The organism is Streptomyces sp. 35G-GA-8, assembly GCF_023534745.1.
GTDB lineage: Bacteria > Actinomycetota > Actinomycetes > Streptomycetales > Streptomycetaceae > Streptomyces.
Genome location: NZ_JAMHJQ010000003.1, coordinates 547,549 through 570,834 on the forward strand (window position 1 = coordinate 547,549; position 23,286 = coordinate 570,834).

The window sequence follows — 23,286 nt, forward strand, 5'->3', positions numbered from 1 at the left end:
CCACCGGGCCGGACATATCCGCAGGCGCTGCCGTAGAGGCCGCAGAGGCCGTAGAGGTCGTAGCGGTCAACGGGAAAGCGGGCACAGCCGGTCGGTCGCGGACGGTCTCCCCGGCACATGGCCCACGGACCGGTTCGGTAGGTTGGCTGGTCATGTGGGCATTGAACGCCGGTGGATACCGGCGGCTGGGCGCGGCAGGCTCCGTCGCGGTCGCGGCCGGCGGCTGGGCCGCCGGTACGCTGCCGGCCCGTGATCCGTGGGGGCTCTGGGTGCCCCATGGTTCGGCGGTGACCGTGACCGGCGCCGTCCTGGCCTACGTCGGCCTGACGCTGCTGGTCGTCGCCTGGTGGCGGTACGGCAGAACCGGCGCCTCCCCACGCCATACGCTCGTCACCCTTGTCTGGTGGGCGACCCCGCTCGCGCTGACGCCGCCGCTCTACAGCGCCGACGTGTACAGCTACATCGCCCAGGGCGCGATGGTCCTCGAAGGACACGACGTCTACAGCGCGGGGCCGTCCATTCTCGACCCCGCGGGACTCGGCGGCGACGCCGCCGCGAGCGTCGGAGGGAACTGGACCGAGGCCCCCGCGCCGTACGGTCCGTTCTTCCTGATCCTCGCGCGCGGCGTGACCTGGGCGACGGGCGGGACCATCGTCCCCGCCGTGCTGGGGATGCGCCTCATCGCCGTGGCCGCGCTGGTGCTGATCGTGTGGGCTCTGCGCCGGCTCGCGCGGGAGCGCGGCACGAGCGAGAGCGGCGCGCTGTGGCTCGGGGCGCTCAATCCGCTGCTGCTCATGCATGTGGTCGGCGGCATGCACAACGACGGGCTGATGATCGGTCTCATGCTGGCAGGCGTGGTGCTCGCCATGCGCGGCGGATGGATCGCGGGGGGCGCGCTCATAGGACTCGCCATGATGGTCAAGTCCCCCGCGGGGATGGCGCTGCTGTTCATCGGCGTGTACGTGGGCCGGGCGGCGACCGGCCCCCTCGTACGGCGGGTGGCGAAGGGGCTGGCGCCCGGCCTGGTCGCGGTGGCGGTCGCTCTCGTGGCGTCGCTGCTCGGCGGCACCGGCTTCGGCTGGCTCCGGACCCAGAGCGTCGCGGGCACCATTCATACCGCGCTGTCGGCCACCAGCGATCTCGGTCTCGGCCTCGGTGAACTCCTCCACCTCCTCGTGGGTACCGACCCGGACCCGGTCAAGGCCGCCGTGCGGAACCTGGGGCTGGGGGTGGCGCTCGTACTGATCGCCCGCCTGGCCTGGCGGACTGTACGTGGCCGCCCGGACCAGGCTGATGGCCCGGTTCCCGCCCGGTCAGCGGACTTTGCCCGTACCCCGGGGCCGGACCCTGCCGCGCGACCCGCTGCTCCTCCGCATCCGGCCCACGCCCTGGGGCTGGCCCTGCTGGCACTGGTCGCGCTCTCTCCGATGGTGCAGCCGTGGTATCTGCTCTGGGGCATGACGGTGATCGCCGCCACCGCGCCGTACGGCCGCACGGGCACGGTGCTGACCGTGCTGTCGGCCGCGCTCGTGTACGAGACCCATCCCTCCGGGGCCACCCCGTGGTACGGATTCGTCCTGGCGGGCATCGCGTGTGTGATCGGCACCCTGCTCGTCCGCCGCGAACGGAACGCGCCGGGCGAGGCCCCGGCACCCGCTCACGAGCCGGCTGTCGCCACGCACCGCACGTAGGACACCCGGCCGTCGCCGCCGAGCGTCAGTCGCGCGTGGCCTTGCGCTCCGCGCGGCCGGCGACCCGGGCACCAAGGGGGCGCGCGAGACCCACCACACCCTCGTCGAGGCGTTGCAGATGGCGCAGTACGCGGGCGGTCACCGTGTCCGAGGGCGGCGCGCCCGAGGCGTCGGTCCTGAGCATGGAGGCGATGCTCGCGCCGGACTCGACCTCGCCCGCGCCCTCGGCCTTCGCGTCCTTGACGTGCGCGGCGAGCACGTCGATGTTGTGGGCGATGCGCCGGCCCGCCCGCCCCAGCCGCGGGTCGGCCGTGACCCTTCTGCTGTGCGGTACCAACTCGGCGGTCGCCGCCAGGGAACGCGCGTGGTAGGCGCAGGTCTCCAGCAGTGCCACCAGATAGCGGACGGTCCGGCGCCGGACGCGCAGCGGCGAGATCGGGTGCGTCAACGGCTCGGTGGAGTCGCGCAGATCGTCCAGCGCGGTGTCCAGATCCCGCGCCATGGTCAGCAGATCGGCCGCGGGGCCGCCGCTGAGCTGTGCCACCGCCGCCGACACGACCTCGCCCAGCCGGTCCAGGACCGTGCCCAGCAGTTCGTCGGTGCGCCGGTCGGTGTGCACCGGCAGCACCAGTACGGCCGCGATGATGCCGCAGGCGGCGCCGAGCGCGGTCTCCTCGATGCGCAGGACCAGCACGGCGAAGCTGTACTTGTTCAGCAGCGTGTAGAGCAGTCCCAGCATCGCCGTGACGAAGAAGGACATGAGCGCGTACGACAGCGGCGCGGTGAAGAACATGGCGAAGATGAAGACGAGGACGAGCGTGAACGCGAGCCAGGTGTGATCGCCGACCAGCCCCGCCAGCAGAACACCGGCGACCACCCCGAGGACCGTACCGAGCAGCCTCCGGTAGCCCTTGACCAGGATCTCGCCCGTGGACGCCGTGTTGAGGAAGACCACCCAGCAGGTCAGCACCGCCCAGTACCAGCGCTGCGACGAAAGGAACTCACCGCCGACGATGGCCAGGACCGACCCCACGGAAACCTGGAACGCGGCCCGGGTGGTGGGGCGCCGGAGGCCGGTGCGGACCTTCCCCTCGGGCTGCCCGGACTCCTCGGGTTCCTCACGCCTCTCCGACGCTTCGGGTTTCTCGGGCTTTTCCGGATGGGCGAGCGAGACATCCTCGGCGTCGAACTCCTCGCGTGAACGCGTCGTCGCCGGTGAGTCGCCGGACTCGTCCTGCGGCCCGTCCAGCGCGAGCCGCAGGCCCAGCACGGCGCGGGCCATCTCACCGATCCCGCGGAAAACGTCCTGGACGGCGTCCGAGGCACGAGGCAGTCGCTCCTCGTCGCGGTAGCCGAGCAGCCGGTTGCGTACGTGCGCCAACGCCGTACCGCGGTCGTCGGATCCCGACCTGGCCACCAGCAGGTGCAGCGCGTTCAGGTCCCGGCGCAGTGTCCCGATCGCGTCGCCGTCGGGGGACCTCACCAGGTTCTCCGTGGCCGGCACGGGCGCGTTCGGCAGATGCAGGGTGAGGGTGTCCGCGCGCTCGGCGCCGCGGGCGTTCAGCAGCAGTACGCCCAGCCGCTCCGCCGCGATCTCGGCGTCCGCGACCCTTCGTTGCAGCAGCGCCGCCGTGGCGGCGTCGCGCGTGCCCTCCTCCAGCCGGCCCTGGATCATCAGAGCCGCCTCGTGCAATCGGGCGGTGCGCCGCCGCAGATCGTCGACGACCTTGTCCAACTGCTCGGGGGCGGCGTCCAGCAGTTCGATCTGACTGGTCACGACCTGGGCCAGCCGCGCCCGGAAGGCGTCGCGCAACCGCTTCAGTACACGCTGGGGCGTTTCCGGTACGACGGCGAACCGTACGATCGCGCTGCACACGGAAGCGATGGCCAAGGTCTTCCACAGCACGGGCAGATCGGCCGGTTCGGCGCCCACGAACAGGGCGACGAAGTACATCTGAAAGCCGATCAGGCCCAGGGCGGTCCCGCGCTCGCCGAATCTACGGCTGTAGGCGGCGGCGAAGATCAGGGCGACGAAGAGCGCGTCACCCGCGATGATCCGGGCGCTGAGCAGCGCTCCCAGGGACATCGCGGCGAGCGCGACCGGCAGGCCGAGCGCGAGCGTGACCGCCTGGCCGCGTACCTGCTTCTCCTTGATCGCGAAGGTGGAGACCATCGCCGTCATGGCGCCCGCGACCAGGTACGTGACGCCGGTGCCGAGCAGGGCGAGGACGAGGAGACTGAGCGCGACCGCCGCGACCGTCCGCAGCCCCGCCATCAGCCGCAGCAGCCCCGGGTCGGACGCCGCGAGACGATCCCAGGTGCCGGCCCCGGCTCGCCGTGCTCGTGCCCTCACGCTGCCGGACTCTCCTGTTCGCCCGCCACGGGTTCCGCTCGCCACTCAGGAACTCAGGACCTGTTCGCTTCGTCCTTGTCCGCTTCGTCCCTGTCCGCGCCTCAGCATCGCACGCCCAGCCACGCCGGACGCGGTCGGCCGGAACCCGCGGCACCGGTGTCGCGGGCGGCCGTCGCTCTCAGCGGCGACGTACGGCCGGTGCCGGGACGAGGCGGACGACGGTGTTGAGCAGATGGTCGATCGCGTCCCGCGAGGGGGTGTCGGTGAGGTTGGCGAGCAGCCGGGCCAGGGTCTTGAGCAGAAACGGCGAGCCCATGACGTAGCGGTTCAGGATCGGCTGGAAGCCCGACCGGCTGAAGACGACATCGGCGGCGGCATTGCCGAGACGGTAGTAGCGCCCCCAGCGGCGGTTCATCTCCACGGGGTAGTTGAGAAGTGCCTGCTCACGCCTGGGCCCCTGGGGAAGGGCCAGGGCGAGCGCCGCCCTCTCGGCGGCGACCTCGCCGGCTTCCATGGCCTGGGCGATGCCCTCACCGTTCCAGGGGCTGATCATGCCTCCCGAGTCACCGACCAGCAGCAGCCCGCGCGTGTACAGCGGATGACGGTTGAAACCCAGCGGCAGAGCGGCGCTTCTGACGGGGCCTTCGGCGTTCTCCTCACGCAGCCCCCACGCGTGCGGGGTCCGGGCGAGCCAATGGTCCAGCGCGGTCCGCAGATCCGCGTTTCCGTGGCGCCGGTGAGGCAGCGCGCCGAGACCGACATTGACCCGGCCGTCCCCCATGGGGAAGATCCAGCCGTAGCCGGGCAGGTAGTGATCGGTCCCCGGGTAGCGAAGATCGGCCCACAGCTCCAGATACTCGTCCTGGGAGCGATCCGGGCTGCGGTAGTAACGGCGGGCGGCCGTCGCGATCTGCCGCTTCGGATCGCGTTGCAGGCCCAGGGCGAGGGCGAGGCGGGCGGAGGCGCCGTCGGCGGCGATGACGATCGGTGCGCGGTAGACCGCGGGCTCGTCGGCTCGGGCCGTATCCGCCGGTCCCGCCGCCGCGGTGACGCCCGTGACCCGGCCGGCGCGATCGGTCACCGGGCTCGTCACCTTCACGCCCTCGCGCAGCCGGGCACCCGCGGCGACCGCGCGACGGGCCAGGATGTCGTCGAAGTCGTGCCGGCTGCGCGAGAGACCGAAGTCCGGATAGCTCCCCAGGGCGGGCCAGTCGATATGGACCCGGTGCTCCCCGGCCACCCATCGCATCCCGCGTGAGCGCATCCATCCCGGAGCCTTGATGTCGATGCCCATCCGGACGAGCTGGTGCACCGCGCGAGGGGTCAGGCCGTCGCCGCACACCTTCTCCCGGGGAAAGCGGGTCTTCTCCAACAGCAGGACATCGACGCCCGCCGTGGCCAGATGGTAGGCGGCCGACGAGCCCGCCGGCCCGGCCCCCACCACGATCACGTCGGCTTCGTCCATCGGGAACCCCTTCCTGGACAACCGGTGCCGCACCGAAGAGGGCAGCCCTGCACGTCATCATCTGTCAGGAGGAGCCGATGCGGAACCTGGCCTCTGACCGGGGAGCGCCCGGCGACGCGGGACGAAACGGACGCCGAGTTGCCCGGGTACCGCGGTGCCAGCAGGGTGGAGACGACTGCCCCGACTCCCCGAGGGCCGAAACGAGGGCGACACCCATGGCGAAGCGAGAGGATCTGCCGGCCCCTGAGCAAGGGCTGGTGCTGACCCACTTCCTGACCGTTCGGGACGTTCATGTCTCCAGCCGCTTCTACGCGGACATCCTCGGCGGCGAGGTGGTGCTCGCGGAGAACCCGGGCATCGTGAAGATCGCCAACGGCTGGATCATCATGAACCCCGGTGGCGGGCCGACCCCGGACAAACCCGAGGTCGTCCTCACCGCGCCCGAGCCCGGTGACCCCGTCTCGTCGTTCCTCAATGTGCGGGTCGCCGATCTGGCGGCGTTCTACGAGCGGGCCACCGCCAAGGGCGCGCGATTCCTGACCGAACCGATCGACCGCAAGGCCGAGCTGCGCTGCTATCTGCGCGATCCCGACGGCTATCTGGTGGAGGTGGGGCAGGCGACCGGCATGCTGCACGGCGTCTTCGCCGACCGCTCGCCCGCCGACAGCGGCTGAGCGCTCACGCCGCCGGTCGGCGGAGGGGACTCAGGTCCTGTCCGGCGGGGCTTCGGACAGGACCTGGGGGCCGACGGTATGTGGTCAACTCGCCCTGTGCGCGGCCTCCATGGCCGCTACCTGCGACACGAAGAACGGCCGGTACTCCTCCGACCAGGCCAGGAAATGCGTCGCACGCGCCGGGCCGCCCGGCAGGGTCCGTGCCGCGTCGACCGCCTCCAGCAGCGCGTCCGTGGTCGTCTTCCGGTGGTAGCGCTCCAGCAGCCACTGGCGCCCTTCGGCGCGTACCCCGTCCTCGGGCCGCCGGACGAGTTCCAGGGCACGGTCGGCCAGCAGGCCCGTACGCAGATCCGGTACGCGCCAGGCCGAGGGCGCCTCGAAGAGCTCCTCACCGCCGCCCAGCGGATATCCGGCGACAAGACAACCGCTCGCCAGCGCCTCGGCGACGGGCAGACCGAACCCCTCCCCCTCCGGTGAGCCGAGCGCGACGAAGACCGACGTGTCGGCGAGGACGGCGGCGACCTGTTCGTGGCTCAGTCCCCGGATCGGCCGCAGCTCGACACCCTCGCGGCGCGGATCGTTGCGCAGCAGCCGCTCAAGCAGCAGGGACTCGGCGGGCCGGTTGCGCGGCATCCACGCGATGCTCGCCACCCGCCGCGCGGCGGGCCGGAACAGCTCGCCGTCGATGGGGTTCGGGATCAGCAGGGGCGTCGGCAGATACGGGTGCGCGCGGCCGAGGATGTCGACGCTCTCCCGGGAGATCGTCCAGATGCCGGGGTCGGGGGTGAAGCCCGGATACCGGTCGACGGCGCCGCTGGTGACGAAGGTGAGGAAGTGCCCCTGGTTGAAGACGACCTTGCGGGCACCCGGCGCCGGGTCATGGCCCGGCAGGACCGAGATCTCCGGGACGACCAGGAGGTCGTCGGCCGTCAGATCGATCTCCATGCCCGAGAGGGTCGGTACACCGCCGTCGTCGAACCACGCGTACCGGAACCCCGGCGTCGGCGACCACCGATAGGCAGCCACCCCGGCCTCCGCGAGCAGCTTCACATGCGCCGACAGGATGCGCGCGCCGCCCAGCGGGATGGGGTACTCGAAGTCGGCGTAGATCACACGTCCGTTCATGACTCACCACACATTTCAGGAGAAGGAAGAGAAGAGAGAGAAAGGGCTGAAGGGGCCGAAGAGGCAGAAGGTGCGAAACCGTCTCCAGGAAGCGGCGCCCAGGGGCCCGCACCACCTCAGCCGAACCAGGCCGGCGCCCCGCCCATCAGCGCCGGCTGTACCGCGCCCGCCGCGAGAAAGGCCAGATAGGCCGCGAACGCCGGGCCCCCGGCGGTACGCCGCGCCTCCCCGTGCCCACGGAAGCCGAGGACGCCGCGGAGCACGAGCGCGAGCGGCACCACCAGGACGGCCAGCGCGGCGGGCCGCACCTCCGCGGCGTCCGGCCCCAGGACCACCGCCACGCGCAGCGCACAGGCGGCGAGCATCAGCGCCACCGCCGCGCCCAGGCTCCACGCGGCCCCCCGCGCCGTCGAGTACAGCTTCTCGCCGGGCAGGGCGAACCGCGCCCGTACCGTCTTGCGCGCGATCTCCCAGTGGAGATAGGCCAGTACGAAGGAGAGCACCACGAGCGCGGTCGGCAGGGCGGGCGTCCCGGCGTCGCCGGGCCGGGGCAGCAGCGCCACATAGCAGACCAGTCCGGTCTTGAGCTGGATGGTGATGACGATGTTTCCCCAGACGCTCTCGCGGAAGCGCTCGGAGACCCGCTCCAGCAGAAGCAGGAACAGGCTGTACGCCATGATCAGCACCGCACCCACGACCGCCGCCGCACCCACGACCGCGCTCAGCGCCACGGCGGCCACCGCCGACCCCGCCAGATAGACCCGTACGGCCGCGACCCCCGTCTCGCCGGTCACGAGCGGGCGTTCCGGGTTGAACTCCCGGTCGTAGTCCAGGTCCTTGACCTCGTCGACCGCCCGCATGAAGAACAGGATCACGAACACGGCCAGCGCGCCGCACACCTGCTCCGCCAGGCCAGGACCCACCGCCGCGCCCGGCGGACGCAGCGGGGCGAGCGCCCCCAGGATGCCCGCGGGCCACAGCACCACGTACGCCAGATAGCGGGGGGCCGGGAAGCGTCCGATGAAGAACCGCCAGAACGCGCGCGCCGGATTCATCGCGGGGCCTCGTCCAGGATCACGACGCTGCCGGTGCCCCCGTCGACCTCGATCAGGCTTCCGTCGGGGATCCGCCGGGTCGCGTCCGGCACACCCACGATCGTCGGTATGCCGAACTTCCTGCCCGTGATGGCGGTGTGCGACAGCAGGCTGCCGCGTTCGACGACGATCCCCTTCGAGGCGAGCATGAGATACAGCCAGCCCGGGTCCGTCTCGCGGGCGATGAGGATGCTGTCGGCCGGGAAGTCCCCGTCCAGGCCGGGGTTCGACAGGACCCGCGCGTATCCGCGGACCTTTCCCGGGCACGAGCCGAGCCCGCGCAGCGCGTGACCCCGCTCCGTATCGGCGGGCGACACCTCCAGCTCCCGCGGTACGGACAGGGCCACCACATCGCCGGTGGCGAACTCCCGCGACGGCCGCAGCGCGCGGGACTTCGCCAGATCGCGCCGCCTGATCGCGACCAGCCCCGCCAGATCACGGGTGGAGCCGGTCCCGTCCACGAAACCGAAGAGTTCGTCGAGGTCGAGGAAGAAGACGTCCTCGGGGTCGCCGAGCACCTCGCGGCGGTGCAGCTCCACGCCGAGGGCGCGGATGACCTGCTTGCTGTAGCCGAACAGCTCGCTGCGCATGTACCGGCCCACCTCCCGGTAGTACAGGGTGGTGCGCAGCCGGTCGAACAGACCCAGCAGGACGGCCCGCCGCAGCCTGGCACGCGGCAGTTTGCCGCGCAGCAGCTCCTCGCCGGCCAGCCGCGTGGCCCGTTCGACCTCCTCCATGTCCGCGACGGTCAGATCGCTCGCGGCGTACTGCTGGACGAGCCGGATCAGCTCCCAGGGGGTGTCGCGGAGGTTGGCCTTCTCCAGCTTCAGTTCCGCGATGCCGCGGTCGCCGTACCGCTCGATGTGCCGGCGCACCTCCTCGGTGAAGTCCCGGGGGAGTTTCCCGGCCTCCAAGCGGTCCCAGATCGGCCTCGGCTGCCCGCCGAGGAACAGATCGTGGAGTCCGGCGTCGGCGCGTACCAGTTCGGCAAGTCGCACCGCGCTCAGCGCGATCTCCGCGCCCTTGAGCTGCCGGCCGCCGCACAGCAGCTGGCTGAAGAGGGTCTCCTGCTCATCGACGCCCCAGCGGTCCATGGCCAGCTCGACGGCTTTGTGGAACAGCACCATGAACTGGTAATTGACCAGCGTGATGCCCCACAGCCGACCGGCGGTGCGCCAGGTGCGCCGGTAGTCGGCGACGAGTTTCAGCGGGTGCTCGCTCGCGGTCGTACCGGTCCGCACCTCCCGCAGCAGCGCGCTCCACCGCTCCTGGAAGTCCTTGAAGTCGCGCGGCAGGGTGCGGTAGCCGCGTACCACCCGGCCCCAGCCGGTGACCAGCCGGACCGCCCGGCGTCCGCGCGCCCCGAGACCCGTGGGCCTCTCGGACTCGTGGTGGTAGAAGGTGTCGAGCTCGGCGACGAGACGTTCCCAGTCGCGCCTGACGCCCTCGAACATCGGCACGGCGGACAGCATGGTGATGAAGGAGTTGATGCTGTGGTAGATGCGGTTGTCGAGAAAACCGAGCAGCCGGGTCATCGTCTCGTGCAGATCGTGCAGCTCGCTCTCGGGGACCCCGCTGCGGCGCAGATAGTCGTAATTGAGCAGCCAGTAGAAGCGCCGGGCCACCGAGTACGTCATCGGGGTCGTCGTGTCCGGGAAGCTCTCGGACACATTCGCGCTGCTCCAGACGCGGTGCCGGTCGGCCTCGATGGTGACGGGCCGGGACTGCACCACATGCACGAGGCCGTCCGCGGTGATCGTCGCCTCGATGTCCTGCGGCTCACCGAAGACCTTCTCGATGTCGCGGCCGAGCGCGGCCAGCGACCTCGCCTCCTCGTCGTTCAGAACGGGGACGTCGACGCGCTCGCTCGACACGGCGGTCTCGACGGTGCCATGGCCCCGCTCGGCGTCGAGCGTGACCATCGTCGTCTTGCGGGCCACGACGCTCTCGACACTCCCGGTGCGCGCGTGCACGAAGTAGTGGTCGACCGGGGCCTTCTCCTGGACGACGCCCTCGCCGATGCCCCAGCTCGCGCTGATGACCGTGTCGCGCGCGTAGCTGGTGGGATCGCAGGTGAACAGAACGAGGGAGCGCTCCCCGAAGACCATCCGCTGGACGCCGACCGCGACCGAGAGCCCGGAGAACGGCAGACGCTGACGGTGCCGGTAGAGCAGGCCCTCCGGACTGAACGCCGACGCCCAGCACGCGAGCACCGCCTCCCCGACGCCGGACGGCGGGACATAGAGAAAGCTGTCACTCATGCCCGCGAACGGGTTTCGCGCCGAGTCCTCGCCCTGGCCCCCGGCGCCGATGACGGAGGCGCGCACCGCCAGCAGCGGACCGTCGGGGAAGTCGGCGGCCAGCCGCTCTTCGAGGGCCCGCGCCACCTCCGGACCCAGTCCTGCCCCGGCGATGACCTCACGGATCCGGGCGCTGGTGGCACACACCCGCTCCCAGTCGTCCAGGTCGGTGTCCCGCACCAGCGCGTCGATGGTGTCCGCGACCGGCGCCACCGCACGGTGGAAGGCCGCACCGGTGAGGCAGAACAGCCCGGGGACCCGGACACCCCTGTCATGGAGGGTCTTCAGCCGGGCGAACTTCCAGCCGACGGCGTCGGGGGACATGGCGTCGCCAAGTGTCTCGATCATGAGGTTTCCTGTTCGGGTTCGTACGCCCGGTAGGAGCGCACCACCGTTTCCGGTGATTTCGCGGTGAGGGCGGTTCCGATCTCGCTCTCCAGGAGGCCGACATCGGCCCAGTGCGAGAGGGTGACCAGATCCAGCCGTTCGCCGAGCCGGGACGCCCCGTGCCCCGGCAGGACGGAACACAGGGCACGCGCCGGAGCGGCGGGCAGCCAGCGGAGCGGGGCCGGGCCGGGCGGCGGCGCCAGCAGGTCGAACAGGTCCTGGAGGGCCACGGGCCTGCGGTAGCCGACGTTCACCGCCGTACGCACGGGTGTGCCGCGTGCGGCACGTTCCATCACCCGGCGGGCGAGCTGCGCGATCACCGAGCCGTAGTCCTCGACATCGATCACGCTGAAGTGGGTCCGGTCCGCGCGCACCCGCAGGGGCAGCTTCCTGAGCCTGCTGATGCCGGGCAGGAACGCGAGGTCGTCCCGGCCGGTGATGAACCGGGGCCGCAGCAGATACGCCGTTCCCCCGCCGCGCCGCATGCTCTCGGCGACCGCGCGCTCGGCGCCCAGCCGGGCGCGGCCCAGCGCCGTGGACGGCCGGACGGGCGCCGTCTCGTCCACCCTGATCTGCGCGCCCCTGCCGTAGACGGACATGGAGCTGCCGAGCAGCACGCCCTTCAGCGAGTCGGGGGCCGCGCCGAGCAGGGCGCGGGTGCCCGCCACATTCACGGCATGCAGCACCTCCCGGTCGCGGCTCCGGTTCTCGCCGGCGAGATGGACCAGGACATCGGTGCCCGGCGGCGGGAAACCGACGGGCAGCCGCCCCGGGAGCTCGCCCTGTACGTAGGTGACGAACGGGAGCGGGCGCCGTGGCGGCCGTCGCACCAGCGCGGTGACCGGCCAGGGCGACGACATCCCCGACAGATGCCGCAGAAAGGCGCCGCCCACATACCCGGTGGCCCCGGTCAGCGCGATCCTCGGCAGCCGGTCCGCGCCCCGCGCCCCCGTCCCCAGGGCCCCCGTCACCACAGGAACGGCACCAGCCGTTTGCGGCCCGCCATGAAGTCGCGATAGCCGGCGACGGTCGACATCACCTTCTCCTCGACGGAGATCCTGCGCACGACCGCGGGAACGAACAGCAGCAGCAACAGCGCGACGCTGAGCGGATTGAGGAAGTACCCCACCAGCCCGACATGGGCGAGGAGCATCCCCGCGTACGCCGGATGTCTGAGCAGCCGGTACGGGCCCGAGGTGGCGACCCGGTGGTCGGCGTCCTTCCGTACCCGGTGCGAGTAGAACGCGCCGAGCGTACGGATCGAGACGAGCCGCAGCGCGATCCCGGCCAGCAGGAGCAGCAGCGGGCCGGCCGCCAGCAGCGGCGTCCCGTCCGGCAGCGGACCGTAGAGAGCGGCCAGGACCGTCGCGAATCGCGACAGACCGTAAAGGATCTCCGTACCGTGGTCGTCCTCGGTGTCCCTCATCCGCGCCGTACGGAAGGTGATCCGCGCCTCCAGCAGGACCCAGCAGAGATAGACGCCGATCATCACCGCGGGCAGGGGGAAGGCGGGGCTCGCGCTGTCGGAGGCGGCCCGGACGAGAGCGCCGGCCCCGGCCAGGAATCCGGTGACGAAGAAGAGGGCGGGGAACTTCTCGGTGATCCACCGCCTCATCGCGCGGCCTCCCCGGTGCGCGCCGGACCGTTGCGGGACGAGCCGTTGTGGGACGAGCCGTTGTGGGACGGGCCGTTTCGGGAGGGGCCGTTCCGCGCCTCGCGCATCCGCCGGTAGGCGGCCGGCGGGACGGCGCGCGCCTCCAGGCGCATATGGCCGACCTGTGCCCCGCGCACCAGGACGTCGATGTCGATCCCGCCCCGGGCGCGGCCCTTCAACGGGCTGATACGACAGACCAGTTCGGGAGCGGCGGGCCAGGTGCGGGTGTCGGAGAGGGTCAGACGGATCGCCATCAGGATGTACTGCCAGTCCGTGGGTATGTCCCACGCGGTGTGCGAGGTGGCGGTGGCGGTCTGCCGGATCGCCTCCACCAGCACGGTCGCGGGATGCACATCCGGCCAGCGGTGGGCGGGCGGCCCGAGCATGACGGTGGTGTAAGCGTGCTCGCCGGTCCGGGTGAGCGGCCCGATGAGGACATTGTCCTCGGACCGCTTGTGGACCAGCTCCGCCGGCGCCCGGGCCGGGCGTCCCTCCCGCCGGGGATCCTCCGCGAAGAGTTCGCGCCGTGCAGCCGGCTCCAGCCGCAGCGAGCCCGAGCAGACGCTCGTGCCGTCCTGGCGCACGTCCACCGTGAGCGCGCGCCCACCGGGCACACCCTCCGCGAGATGGACGAAGGCGTCGGAACCCCGCTCGCACAGCCCGTTGAACGCCAGGTCGAGGGCCCGGACCCGAAGCGGCTCCGCGGCGCCCCGGCCGCTCCGCGCGGCCAGGTCCTCCGCCTGACGCAGGGCGGTGTCGACGACCAGCATGCCCGGTATGTGGTCGAGGGGGTGGTCGAAGAAGAAGGTGTGGCCGTCGTCCGTGCTGATCTTGCTGATCCGGCCGGGGGCCGTGTCGCGGGCCGGGTTCACCGTATGGGTACTCATGGAGTGCTCCGGGGTGCTCGGGATGCCTGGGGCGCCCGGGGCGCCTGGGGCGCCCGGGGCGCCTGGGGCGCTCGGGTCGCTCGGGACAGAGACGGGAAGAAGCGGGCGGGGCTCATGCGGTCCAGCGCACCGGCAGCCGGCGCACACCGCGGACGAGCATCCCCGGCAGGTACACGAGGGGTTCCGAGGTGTCGAGCCGCAGACCGGGGCAGCGCTCCAGCAGGGCCCGGACCGCGACACGGGCCTCCAGCCGGGCGAGCGGGGCGCCCAGGCAGTAGTGGATGCCATGGCCGAAGGTGAGATGTCCGCGCGCGGTGCGGGTGATGTCGAAGCGATCGGCGTCCTCGAAGCGTTCGCCGTCGCGCCCGGCCGAGGCGAGCGACACGAGGACCGGATCGCCCTTCTCGAAACGGGCGCCGCAGAAGTCCATGTCCTCGGTGGCGAACCGGTACGTCGAGTTCTCCACCGGACTGTCGTAGCGCAGCGTCTCCTCGACCGCGTTGCCGGCGAGGGAGAGGTCGGCCCGCAACAGCGCGAGCTGGTCGGGGTGGCGCAACAGCGCGAGCACCGTGTTCGAGATGAGCCCGACGGTGGTCTCGTGCCCGGCCGCGAGCAGCAGGAAGGCCATGCCGACGAGTTCGTCCGGGCTGAGCCTGTCGCCTTCCTCGTCGGTCGTACGCAGAAGGGCGCTCAGCAGGTCGTCGCCCGGTTCGGCCCTCTTGTGCCCGACGAGGCCGGTGAGATAGGCGGTCACCGCCTGTACGGCCTCGACGGTCGCCTCGGGAGAGGTGGGGGCCACGATCTCGTTGGACCACTCCTTGAACGACCGCCGGTCCAGGTCCGGTACGCCGAGCAGCTCGCAGATCACCGACATGGAGAGCGGGAAGGAGAGTGCGGCGACGAGATCGGCCCGCCCGTCCGGGTCCGCGGTCATCGAGTCGAGGAGATCCGCGGTCAGTTCATGGACCCGGGGGGCCAGCGCCTCGATCCGTCGCGAGGTGAACTCACGGGTCACCAGGGCGCGCAGGCGCGTGTGTTTGGGCGGATCGCTCTCGATCATGTTCTCGTTGATCGGCAGGGCGTCGGCCGGCCAGACCCCCGAGGAGCGCCAGTCCTTGCTGAAGCGCGCGTCGGCGAGGAGAAGGCGGCCCTCCTCATGGCGGACGACCAGCCACCACTCCCGCTCCTGGCCGGGCAGGCGGATCCGGTGCACCGGTCCTTTCGCGCGCAACTCCTCGTACACGGGATAGGGGTTCTCGACGAATCGCGCGCCGTACGCGGCGAGGTCGACCACGGTCTCGTCGAGGGCGGTCTCTTCTCGCGTGGTGTTCGCGTTCACTGCGGCAGTCCTTCCCTGGAACGTCGTCAGTTCAGGTGCGCTCCACGGCCCTTGGCCCGGGGCCATGGCTCATGGGCATGGCCCATGGGTGTGGCTCATGAGGGAACCTCCGCCGATTGACACCGGCGCCCGGTCCTGGCCTGTGGAGTGGGTTCATCCTGGGCGGCGCATGTGTCCGTCCCGGGCCGGGCGGGAGGTCGGGACGGGCTCGGCTGTGCGGCCACGGCGCGTCGGCCGTTCGTCCGTACGGTGTCGACGCAGTGTCAGTCCGGTATCTTCTCCGCCGCCGGACCGCGCGGCAGCCGTACGACGACCACGGCGCCCCCGCCGTCGGGGGCGTTGCCGAATGTCAGCGTGGCGCCGACGACCTGCGCCTGTCCGAGCGCGATGGTCAGCCCGAGACCGTGCCCCGTACCGCGTTCACGCGCGCCCGTACGGAACCGCTGAGGGCCGTCGTCGAGCAGCCCGGCGGGGAAGCCGGGGCCGTTGTCGCGCACGGAGACCGTCGGTACACCGGTGTCGGTGTCCACGCCCACCATGACCGTCACCGGCGGCCGGCCGTGCCGGTGCGCGTTGACGACGAGGTTGGCGACGATACGCTCCAGCCTGCGGGGATCGGTCCACGCCCGTACGTCCGCCGGGCCCGCCGCCCCACGGACCAGCACCGTGGCCGGGACCGCGACCCGCTCCACGGTCTCTTCGAGCAGCTCCACCAGGGCGCAGTGCCGCGGGTCCGCCCGCTCCGCGCCCGCGTCGAGCCGGGAGATCTCCAGCAGATCCTCCACCAGCGCGCACAGCGTGCGTACGCGGTCCCGTACGTAACGCTCCGCCTCACCGTCCGGGAGGAGTTCGGCGGCGGTGACCAGACCCATCAGTGGCGTGCGCAGCTCATGGGCGACATCGGCGGTGAAGCGCTGCTCGCCGCGCAGCCGCGCCTGGAGCGAGGCCGCCATCGAGTCGACCGCGCCGGAGATCTCGGCTATCTCGTCGAAGGGGCGGGGCCGCGCCGCTATCCGGGCGTCCAGATCACCGGCCGCTATCCGCCGCGCGATGCCCGCGGCCGTGCGCAGTCTGCGGCTCATTCCCCGGGCCACCAGACAGACGGGCGGCAGTACGACCACCGTCGTCAGCAGGCCCGCCCGCAGAATGCTCTTGTTGAACGCCTCCAGATCGCCCAGCGTGGTGCTCAACGCGAGCCGCACCGAAAGGATCCGGGGGCCGGCGGGCCGCGCCGCCCACATCGCGGGACCGTCGGGTCCGTCCGCGTACTGCGTACCGTGCCGGCCCTGACCCACCAGCGACCGCAGCTCGCCGGGCACCCCGGCCGCGTCCAGCTCGGCGCCCGTACCGCTGACCAGTCCCGTACGCGCGTAGGACACCGAGGCCCGTTCCAGTGTGAGCATGGCGACCGAGCGCGACTGCTCCAACTCGAAGGCGCGCGACGCCCGGTGGACCAGCACCATCAGGACGACCACGGCCAGACAGGTCGCCGCGGCCACCAGCCCCGCGATGCGCCACTGCAAGGAACGCGGCGGGAATCCGGGGGTCAGGGGGGTCGGCCGATGTTCGGGCACGGTCAGCGTCGCAACTTGTATCCGAAGCCGCGTACGGTCTCTATCCGCTCGGCGTCGATCTTGGCGCGCAGCCGCTTCACATGCAGATCGACCACCCGGGCGTCACCGTCCCAGGCGTGGTCCCACACCTTCCTCAGCAGCGTCCGACGCTCCAGTACGACACCGGGCGACGCGGCGAAGACCAGCAGCAGCCGCAGCTCCGTAGGGGTCAGTGCCACCACCTCGCCCGCGCGCCGTACCTCCATGCCGTAGGTGTCGATGGTCAGGTCGCCGAAGGCGAGGACGCCCCCGCCGTCCGGCGTCCCGGCACGCGCCGTCCCGTCGTCCTCCCGCACCTCCCGCACCTCACGCGTGGGCTCCTCGCGCACGGACGCGAAGGAGGCACGGCGCAGCAGCGACCGTATGCGCGCGACGAGCACCGCGGTCTCGCACGGCTTGACCACATAGTCGTCCGCGCCCGCCTCCAGACCGGAGATCATGTCCAGGTCGTCGCCGCGCGCCGTCACCATGAGGATCGGCGCGAGGCTGAACTCCCTTATCCTCCGGCACAGTCCGATGCCGTCGAGCTCCGGCAGCATGACGTCGAGCAGCAGCAGATCCGGTTGCGCGCTCCGGAAGAGCTCAAGGCCGGTGAGGCCGTCGGCCGCCGTGGAGACCGTGAAGCCGTAGCGCTGGAGCGCGATCCGGACGGTGTCGCGGATCACCGCGTCGTCCTCCACGAACAGGATGTGCGGTTCGGCCGGCTCGTCGAGGAGGGCACGCGCGGTGGTCATGGCAGGGTCCTCGCTGTTCCGGCACGGGACGGCAGGCCGTCGATGAAGGTACGGGGGAGAGCGGGCAGAGCGATACGGCCGAAGGAGGCGGCCGGCAGGCTCCCGGGGGCGTGACGCAGGGAGAGGACGAGATCGGCGGGTGGTGAGCACGGCGCCGGCGCGGCCGGCGCGGGATCCCCCGACGAGGTCTCGTCCGACCCCCGCGGAGCCATGTCCGCCGGTGGTGGCAGGTCCGCCGCCGCACCGGCGTCCCGTACCCCCGTGTCGGACGCGTATCCGGTCAGTGCCACCCCCAGCACGATCGCCGCGGCGGCCATGATTCCGACGGCGCGGCCCCGCTCCGTCCCATGCCACAGCGGCCGGCGACGGCCGCCTCCAAGGCGACGCCGCGCCGCGCCCGGACGGAGGAGCACGAGGTATGGGGAGCGCATTGAGCGGAGCCTAGCGGTCGGCCGATACCGGGGCCCTGCGCGCGAATAGCACGATTCGGATTAGGGGAAGACACAGTCATTCGACTCTGTGTCAGCCGCCGGCCGGCCTCAATTCGTTCGGATTTCCGCACATCCTCCGCCCGCTCTTCTCCGTTGACAGGGCGATCAGATCCGTTCGAAGGAGGCCGCTCGTGACGTTCCGCTCCAAGGCTTCGGCTTCAGCTGTTCTCGCCGTCACCGCGTTGCTCGCGATGCCGCCCACGGTGGCGTCGGCGGGGGACGGCTCCGTCACGGTGGCGGCGCAGGGCCGGTTCCTGCCGCCGTCCCCGTACTTCCCGCCGGACGGGGTGACCTACGACCGGACGAAGGTGCCCCCGGGCGCGGGCGCCGTCGTGGTCGAGCGCACCGGTGCCAGGACCACCGGGGTCGAACTCGCCGTGTACGGGCTGCTCCCGAACCGCGTGTACGGGGCGCATGTGCACACCAAGCCCTGTGGCCGCGCCCCGGAGGACGCGGGACCGCACTACCAGAACATCAAGGACCCGCACCAGCCCTCCACCGACCCCGCCTACGCGAACGCCGTCAACGAGGTCTGGCTGGACATCACCACGAACGTGCTGGGGCGGGCCGTCGCCGAGTCCACGCACGACTGGCGCTTCCGGCGGGGCGAGGCGCGTTCCGTGGTGATCCATGACCACGGGACGATGACGGATCCGGGCGAGGCCGGGACCGCGGGGGCCCGGCTCGCCTGCCTCACCGTGCCCTTTGCCTGAGGCGTGGGCGGGGGCGAGGGCGGGAGCGAGGGCGGCGTGATGCCCGTACGCGTGGCCCCGGGGCCGGGGGATCGTGCCCCGGGGCCTCGTCCTGTTGTCGGGTTCGACGCAGGGGATCCCGTCAGCGCTGCGGTACGGGGAAGGCCACCGGGCTCCGGTAACCGGCCCGGTTCACCCCGCGGACGCCGAAGAAGACATTGTCCTTGGACAGGTCCACGGTGTGGCTCGTCCCGTTACCGGCCCTGATCACATGGGTCCACTCCGGGTCGGTGGTCTCGCGCCACACCACCTCGTACCCGGTCAGATCGGGTGCGGTAACGGGCGCCCACACCAGCTCGGTGGAGTTGGTCAGCGAGCTGGTGACGATCTTCACCCCGCTCGGCGCGGCCGGGGCCTGGGCGAGCGTCCACAGCACCGCGGCGTTGACGCGCGCCACGCGGGCGATATAGCCGAAGTCGCAGAACTCGGGCAGATCGCCGTACTGCGTGCCGTCCTCGACCCGGACGTCCTGGTGCTGATGCGCGAAGTCCTCGGCCGGCTCGGTGAACCGGGCCGCGCTGTAGCCGCGTTCGAGGAAGGGGATGTGGTCACCACCGCGCAGATAGCGGTCCCGGCGGTAGACCACCCGGACGTCCATGCCCGTGGCGTCGTTGCTCGCCACGTCCCGGACGAAGCGCGCGAGCTGGCGGGTCCCCGAGTCGTTCTCACCGCCGACCGAGCGGCGGGTGGCGGCCTCCTGCGGGGTCTCGGAGCTGGGCACACCTTCGGCGAACAGCCGCACGGTGTACGGGTCCCGGCTGCCGTCGTCGGCCCGGGAGCTGCCGACGATGTCATTGGTGAACATGGCCCGGACGTCGGTGCCCGCCGTCTTGAGCCAGTCCGCCAGATGCGTGGCCCCGTACAGCCCCTGCTCCTCACCGGCCACGGCGGCGAACACGATGGTCGCGGCGGGCCGCCGTTTCGCCATCACACGGGCCAGCTCCAGCGCCACGGCAACCCCGGAGGCGTCGTCATCGGCGCCCGGCGCGTCGCTCACCGCGTCCATGACATCGGAGGCACGCGAGTCGTAGTGGCCGGAGACGACATGGACACGATCGGGGTCGACCGAACCGCGCAGCGTCGCGAGGACGTTGGTGATCCGGGTCTCCACCGGGATCCGTGAGGCGGGTTCCTGCATATACGACTGGAGCTCCACGGTCATCCGGCCGCCGGAAGCCTCGGCGTACTTCTTCAGCTCGGCGTGGATCCAGTCCCGGGCGGCGCCGATCCCGCGCTCGGGATCGTCCTGGGAGGACAGGGTGTGCCGCGTCCCGAACGCGGCGAGCTTGCGCACGGTCGCCTCGATCCGGTCACGGTCGATCTCCTTGAGCAGTTCCCGCAACTCCCGGCCGGGGGCCTGCGCGGTGGCGGGCCGGTCTCCGGATCCCCGCTCGGTGGACGCGCTCGCGGGGGCCGCCGACGCCGTCGACGCCAGTGCGGGAACTCCCACCACGGCGGTCGCGACGGTGGCGGAAAGGGCGGTTCTTCGAGGTATCCCGGTGGGGTGCTGCGACATGGCGAGTCCCTTCCATGGCTACATGAATGATCCGGCGCTCCATGGTCATGGACAGGCCAATCGGGCACAAGGTGGTCAACCTGTACGCGCGGTGTCCATTACGTGCCACTCCGACAGTGTCCGCGGCAAACCTGTCGTTGGCCCCGCCCGTCGCCGCGGAACCGTGCTGGTCTTCGTCCCCGCCGCCGGATACCTTCCTGGAATGCCTGACTTCGCCCCCCGGTCGAGCGCGTTCCTCGCCGACCCCTACCCCGCTTACGCCGAGCTGCGTGCCCGCGGCCGGGTGCACTACTACGAGCCGAGCGACCAATGGCTCGTCCCGCACCACGCGGATGTGTCGGCGCTGCTCCGGGACCGGCGGCTCGGCCGTTCCTACGGACACCGGTTCAGCCACGAGGAGTTCGGGAAGACCGCGCCGCCGCCCGGCCGTGAGCCGTTCCACGAGCTGAACGACCACGGCATGCTGGAGCTGGAGCCACCGGACCACACCCGGATCCGGCGCCTGGTGTCGAAGGCGTTCACCCCGCGTACGGTCGACCGGCTGGGGCCATATGTGCGGCGGCTCGCCGGGGAGCTGGTGGAGCGGCTCGTGGAGCGCGGCGGGGGCGACCTGCTGGAGGCCGTGGCGGAACCGCTGCCGGTCGCCGTCATCGCCGAGATGCTGGGCGTCCCGGAGACGGACCGGCCGCTGCTGCGGCCGTGGTCGGCGGCGATCGTCGGCATGTACGAGCTGAACCCGTCGGAGGAGACCGCCCGCCGCGCGGTCGTCGCGTCCCAGGAGTTCTCCGCGTATCTGCGCGACCTCATCTCCGTACGGCGCGAGAAGCCGGGAGAGGACCTGATCTCCGGGCTCATCGCGGCCCACGACCACGGCGAGAAGCTGACCGAGGCCGAGATGGTCGCCACCTGCGCGCTGCTGCTGAACGCCGGGCACGAGGCGACCGTCAACGCCACCGTCAACGGGTGGTACGCGCTGTTCCGGCACCCCGGACAGCTCGCCGCCCTGCGCGCGGACAGGACCCTCCTGCCCACCGCCGTCGAGGAGCTGCTGCGCTACGACACACCGCTCCAGCTCTTCGAGCGCTGGGTGCTCGATCCGGTCGAGATCGGTGGTACCACCGTGCCGCGCGGGGCCGAGGTCGCCCTGCTCTTCGGCTCGGCCAACCGCGACCCGGCGGTCTTCGCCGATCCGGACGGCCTGGATCTGGCCCGTCGGGACAACCCGCACATATCATTCAGCGCGGGCATCCACTACTGCATCGGCGCGCCACTGGCCCGTATCGAACTGGCCGCGTCCATGGCCGCGGTGCTGGAGCTGGCCCCCGGACTGCGGCCGGCCGCCGAGCCCGTACGCAAGCCGAACTTCGTGATCCGGGGACTGGAAGGGCTGCCGGTCGCGGTCTGAGGGACGGCGCGGCCATGCAATGTCAGTGGTGGGTGGGACGCTGGCTGACATGGACGAACTGATACGGCGGCGGGTGTACGGCGCCGACCACGAGGACCCGGACCCGGGGCCCAGGCCCGGCCATGTCTACCGTGAGCTGGTCGCAGGACCGCTGGACGGCCTGCTCCTCGATGTCACCGGCTGGACGGCCGGACAGCTGCGCGAAGGCGCCGCGCTGGCCACCGAGATCGGCGCGTACGGATCCGGGGGCCACGCGCTGTACGGCCCAGGGCCCGCGGACCCGTGGCTGTGGGACTGGCGGGGCGACACCCCCTGACTCGGCCACCCACAGCCGGACACGCCTTAGAACGAGTACGGATCAACCTTCCCGGTGACCGTGCCGGCGAGCAGCCGTCGCAGCGTGGAGGCCTCGGCCGGCCGCTCCTCGCCCGGGGCCCGTTCGTCGGCCGCCGACCGGTCGGGGGCGGGAATCACGTAGTCGGCCCTCAGCTCGTATCTGATGGGCAGGGAGCGCAGGCCCCGTACGAACGGTGAGGAGCGCCAGGGGAGTTGGTCCGCCGGTACGGCCAGTTCCAGCAGCGCGAAGTGCTCGAACAGGCACTCAAGGGCCAGCGTGGTGATCGTGGTCGCCAGCTCACGCGCCGGGCACTGCCGCGGCCCCGCTCCCCAGGAGAGATGCGCGCGCGTGCTCGTCGCCCGGTCCGGGGACGTACCGGCCGCCGAGCGCAGGTCCGCGTGCGTGGCCGCGGTGGCGATCCATACCGGCTCGCCCGCCCGGATGACATACCCGCCCAGCCGCTGGTCTTTGAGCGGGAACCGCGGCATGAAGTTGGCCAACGGGGGCTTCCGCAGGACGACATGATTGACGGTCTCGCGGATCATGCCCGCCGACAGGCTCGCGCGTGCGCGGCCGTCGCCGGTGATGATCTCGACGACGGCGTTCGCGATGAGGATGCCCGCGTGGTCGGAGATCATCCCCATGAGCATGGTGAGTTCGTGGGCCAGCTCCGAGGACGTCAGCTGAGGATGTGCGGCCAGCATGTAGGAGGGGAAGTCCTCGCCCGGCCGGCGCCGCTTCTCCTCGGCGAGTGCGCCCATGGCGGTGTGTACGCGCTCGGAGGCCACGGCCGAGTCGGGTCCGGCGTCCAGGATCCGCCAGATGTCCATGAGGGTCCGCTCGCCGTGGGATCCCGAGGCGCCCAGCAGCTCGCCGGCCACCATGAGCGGCAGCGGACGGGAGAACCGCGCGGCCAGATCCGCCGTACCCGACCTGCCCTCCTGGGCGAGGAGCACGACGAGTTCGTTCGCGGTTCTGCGGATGTTGTCCTTGAGCCGGCGGGTCTGCGGATGCCCCGGGTCCTGGAAGGGTTTCAGCGCCGCGTCCCACGCCGTCCGGTATCGGGAGTGGTCGGCCCCACCGCGCGCCATCGTGTTGCCGGCCTCCAGCGCGGGAGCGACCGGCCAGTCGGCCGGGACGCGGCCCTCGTTGCGGGCGCGCCAGTGCTGGATGCCCTTGGGCCACATCGCGTCGTTCTGGAGTATGTGCAGCGCCTCCTGGTATCCCAGCACCAGCCAGACGGGTACACCGAGCAGATCCACTGGAGCGACCGCCCCGTGCCGGCTCCGTAACCGTTCGTGCACGGCCTCCGGGTGGTCCTGATACTCACGTCCGAGCAGAGGCTCCGTCGTCAGTGACTCCAGAGTGATGTACGGGGAGTAGCCCCCGCTGCCTCGTTCCACGCCGGTCTCTTCCACTCTTCCCTCGGTGCGGCTCACCGCACCGGGGGTCGACCGGCGGCGCGGCGA

At 71.6% G+C, this 23,286-nt stretch carries 19 protein-coding genes; 5 read left to right on the top strand and 14 right to left on the bottom strand.

Features of this window, described 5'->3' with window-relative positions:
* Positions 1-152: 152 nt before the first annotated feature.
* Entirely contained in the window at positions 153-1,691 is a 1,539-nt protein-coding gene (gene mptB / locus M1203_RS08690; protein WP_249948953.1) for a polyprenol phosphomannose-dependent alpha 1,6 mannosyltransferase MptB, read from the top strand.
* A gap of 25 nt (positions 1,692-1,716) precedes the next feature.
* Here the strand turns inward: mptB and M1203_RS08695 are convergent, their stop codons facing one another.
* Both M1203_RS08695 and M1203_RS08700 read right to left on the bottom strand, forming a co-directional pair.
* The gene (locus tag M1203_RS08695; RefSeq protein ID WP_374402453.1) at positions 1,717-4,044 is read right to left on the bottom strand and encodes an FUSC family protein; all 2,328 of its coding nucleotides are present in this window, start codon (positions 4,042-4,044) and stop codon (positions 1,717-1,719) included.
* A 178-nt stretch (positions 4,045-4,222) separates the two neighbouring features.
* Positions 4,223-5,509 (bottom strand): geranylgeranyl reductase family protein, encoded by a 1,287-nt coding sequence (locus M1203_RS08700; RefSeq protein WP_249948954.1) that lies wholly within the window; start codon positions 5,507-5,509, stop codon positions 4,223-4,225.
* Between the two features lie 215 nt (positions 5,510-5,724).
* Here M1203_RS08700 and M1203_RS08705 point away from each other — a divergent pair, with 215 nt between their 5' ends.
* Positions 5,725-6,183, top strand: coding sequence for a VOC family protein (locus tag M1203_RS08705; protein WP_249948955.1), 459 nt, complete (start codon positions 5,725-5,727; stop codon positions 6,181-6,183).
* 84 nt (positions 6,184-6,267) lie between these two features.
* Here the strand turns inward: M1203_RS08705 and M1203_RS08710 are convergent, their stop codons facing one another.
* From M1203_RS08710 to M1203_RS08755, 10 genes are all read right to left on the bottom strand, one after another.
* Positions 6,268-7,308 (bottom strand): glycosyltransferase, encoded by a 1,041-nt coding sequence (locus tag M1203_RS08710; RefSeq protein ID WP_249948956.1) that lies wholly within the window; start codon positions 7,306-7,308, stop codon positions 6,268-6,270.
* A 116-nt stretch (positions 7,309-7,424) separates the two neighbouring features.
* On the bottom strand, positions 7,425-8,363 hold the full coding sequence (locus M1203_RS08715; protein WP_249948957.1) for a hypothetical protein: 939 nt from the start codon (positions 8,361-8,363) through the stop codon (positions 7,425-7,427).
* A complete protein-coding gene (locus M1203_RS08720) occupies positions 8,360-11,050 on the bottom strand; it encodes a PEP/pyruvate-binding domain-containing protein (protein ID WP_249948958.1) in 2,691 nt (896 codons plus the stop codon). Before M1203_RS08720 ends, M1203_RS08715 begins: the two co-directional genes overlap by 4 nt.
* A complete protein-coding gene (locus M1203_RS08725; protein WP_249948959.1) occupies positions 11,047-12,060 on the bottom strand; it encodes an NAD-dependent epimerase/dehydratase family protein in 1,014 nt (337 codons plus the stop codon). Before M1203_RS08725 ends, M1203_RS08720 begins: the two co-directional genes overlap by 4 nt.
* On the bottom strand, positions 12,057-12,704 hold the full coding sequence (locus M1203_RS08730) for an isoprenylcysteine carboxylmethyltransferase family protein (RefSeq protein ID WP_249948960.1): 648 nt from the start codon (positions 12,702-12,704) through the stop codon (positions 12,057-12,059). The genes M1203_RS08725 and M1203_RS08730 overlap by 4 nt, the downstream gene beginning before the upstream one ends.
* Positions 12,701-13,630: an AfsA-related hotdog domain-containing protein gene (locus M1203_RS08735; protein ID WP_249948961.1), complete on the bottom strand. Its 930-nt coding sequence runs from the start codon at positions 13,628-13,630 to the stop codon at positions 12,701-12,703. Before M1203_RS08735 ends, M1203_RS08730 begins: the two co-directional genes overlap by 4 nt.
* Before the next feature lie 112 nt (positions 13,631-13,742).
* Positions 13,743-14,969, bottom strand: a complete 1,227-nt coding sequence (locus M1203_RS08740; RefSeq protein WP_249948962.1) for a cytochrome P450 — start codon at positions 14,967-14,969, stop codon at positions 13,743-13,745.
* 263 nt (positions 14,970-15,232) lie between these two features.
* Positions 15,233-16,543 carry a HAMP domain-containing sensor histidine kinase gene (locus M1203_RS08745; RefSeq protein WP_308404852.1) on the bottom strand — a complete coding sequence of 437 codons (1,311 nt, stop codon included), beginning with the start codon at positions 16,541-16,543 and terminating at the stop codon, positions 15,233-15,235.
* Positions 16,544-16,545: 2 nt separating this feature from the next.
* Positions 16,546-17,316, bottom strand: coding sequence for a two-component system response regulator CseB (gene cseB, locus M1203_RS08750; protein ID WP_249948963.1), 771 nt, complete (start codon positions 17,314-17,316; stop codon positions 16,546-16,548).
* A complete protein-coding gene (locus tag M1203_RS08755; RefSeq protein ID WP_249948964.1) occupies positions 17,313-17,633 on the bottom strand; it encodes a hypothetical protein in 321 nt (106 codons plus the stop codon). The genes cseB and M1203_RS08755 overlap by 4 nt, the downstream gene beginning before the upstream one ends.
* 305 nt (positions 17,634-17,938) lie before the next feature.
* On the opposite strand from M1203_RS08755, the gene M1203_RS08760 reads away from it, so the two are divergent.
* Positions 17,939-18,520, top strand: a complete 582-nt coding sequence (locus tag M1203_RS08760; RefSeq protein ID WP_249948965.1) for a superoxide dismutase family protein — start codon at positions 17,939-17,941, stop codon at positions 18,518-18,520.
* Positions 18,521-18,641: 121 nt separating this feature from the next.
* Here the strand turns inward: M1203_RS08760 and M1203_RS08765 are convergent, their stop codons facing one another.
* The gene (locus M1203_RS08765) at positions 18,642-20,075 is read right to left on the bottom strand and encodes a M20/M25/M40 family metallo-hydrolase (protein WP_249948966.1); all 1,434 of its coding nucleotides are present in this window, start codon (positions 20,073-20,075) and stop codon (positions 18,642-18,644) included.
* 202 nt (positions 20,076-20,277) lie between these two features.
* Between M1203_RS08765 and M1203_RS08770 the strand changes: the two genes are divergently transcribed.
* Positions 20,278-21,480 carry a cytochrome P450 gene (locus M1203_RS08770; RefSeq protein ID WP_249948967.1) on the top strand — a complete coding sequence of 401 codons (1,203 nt, stop codon included), beginning with the start codon at positions 20,278-20,280 and terminating at the stop codon, positions 21,478-21,480.
* A gap of 49 nt (positions 21,481-21,529) precedes the next feature.
* Positions 21,530-21,796, top strand: coding sequence for a hypothetical protein (locus M1203_RS08775; protein WP_249948968.1), 267 nt, complete (start codon positions 21,530-21,532; stop codon positions 21,794-21,796).
* Positions 21,797-21,822: 26 nt separating this feature from the next.
* On the opposite strand, the gene M1203_RS08780 is transcribed toward M1203_RS08775, so the two are convergent.
* Positions 21,823-23,220 carry a cytochrome P450 gene (locus tag M1203_RS08780; protein ID WP_249948969.1) on the bottom strand — a complete coding sequence of 466 codons (1,398 nt, stop codon included), beginning with the start codon at positions 23,218-23,220 and terminating at the stop codon, positions 21,823-21,825.
* Positions 23,221-23,286 lie beyond the last annotated feature (66 nt).

What these genes read in the sequence shown, in the direction of transcription:
- M1203_RS08775 (WP_249948968.1), top strand. Translation starts at nt 21,530, where the DNA reads ATGGACGAACTGATACGGCGGCGGGTGTACGGCGCCGACCACGAGGAC.
- M1203_RS08770 (WP_249948967.1), top strand. Translation starts at nt 20,278, where the DNA reads ATGCCTGACTTCGCCCCCCGGTCGAGCGCGTTCCTCGCCGACCCCTAC.
- cseB (WP_249948963.1), bottom strand. Translation starts at nt 17,316, where the DNA reads ATGACCACCGCGCGTGCCCTCCTCGACGAGCCGGCCGAACCGCACATC.
- M1203_RS08765 (WP_249948966.1), bottom strand. Translation starts at nt 20,075, where the DNA reads ATGTCGCAGCACCCCACCGGGATACCTCGAAGAACCGCCCTTTCCGCC.
- M1203_RS08755 (WP_249948964.1), bottom strand. Translation starts at nt 17,633, where the DNA reads ATGGCCGCCGCGGCGATCGTGCTGGGGGTGGCACTGACCGGATACGCG.
- M1203_RS08735 (WP_249948961.1), bottom strand. Translation starts at nt 13,630, where the DNA reads ATGAGTACCCATACGGTGAACCCGGCCCGCGACACGGCCCCCGGCCGG.
- mptB (WP_249948953.1), top strand. Translation starts at nt 153, where the DNA reads ATGTGGGCATTGAACGCCGGTGGATACCGGCGGCTGGGCGCGGCAGGC.
- M1203_RS08720 (WP_249948958.1), bottom strand. Translation starts at nt 11,050, where the DNA reads ATGATCGAGACACTTGGCGACGCCATGTCCCCCGACGCCGTCGGCTGG.
- M1203_RS08710 (WP_249948956.1), bottom strand. Translation starts at nt 7,308, where the DNA reads ATGAACGGACGTGTGATCTACGCCGACTTCGAGTACCCCATCCCGCTG.
- M1203_RS08730 (WP_249948960.1), bottom strand. Translation starts at nt 12,704, where the DNA reads ATGAGGCGGTGGATCACCGAGAAGTTCCCCGCCCTCTTCTTCGTCACC.
- M1203_RS08715 (WP_249948957.1), bottom strand. Translation starts at nt 8,363, where the DNA reads ATGAATCCGGCGCGCGCGTTCTGGCGGTTCTTCATCGGACGCTTCCCG.
- M1203_RS08705 (WP_249948955.1), top strand. Translation starts at nt 5,725, where the DNA reads ATGGCGAAGCGAGAGGATCTGCCGGCCCCTGAGCAAGGGCTGGTGCTG.
- M1203_RS08700 (WP_249948954.1), bottom strand. Translation starts at nt 5,509, where the DNA reads ATGGACGAAGCCGACGTGATCGTGGTGGGGGCCGGGCCGGCGGGCTCG.